The 281-nt window shown below is 69.4% G+C and carries 1 protein-coding gene; it reads left to right on the top strand.

The features are described 5' to 3' along the window. Positions 1 to 281, top strand: a 281-nt coding sequence (locus AX681_RS22435) for a hypothetical protein (RefSeq protein ID WP_443026140.1), incomplete at both ends; no start/stop codon positions are given.

The raw sequence follows: 281 nt of genomic DNA, 5'->3' as shown, positions 1-281 counted from the left end.
GAGGCCGAGCGGATCGAGGATCACGCGCGCATCGCCCGCGACAATGGCGAGAAGATCATCGCCAACCCGTCGATCGCGCTGGACGCGATCACCCGGCAGCAGGCGACGTTCACCACCCGCGACCTGGCCGTGTTCGCGTTCCGGCACAGCGACGGCAAGGAGCAGTTCGACCAGGTGATGACCGCGGTGCGCGCCAGCCCCGAGCTGGTCGCGTTGGGGAAGGACGGACGCGACCAGGAGCGGTTCACGTCGCGCGACATGATCGCGGTGGAGGCCCGGCT

This window comes from Sphingomonas sp. CCH9-E2 (assembly GCF_001557215.1).
Classification (GTDB): Bacteria; Pseudomonadota; Alphaproteobacteria; order Sphingomonadales; family Sphingomonadaceae; genus Sphingomonas.
Note: the sequence above shows the minus strand (reverse complement) of the source record. Positions and strands in the feature narration are given on the sequence as shown.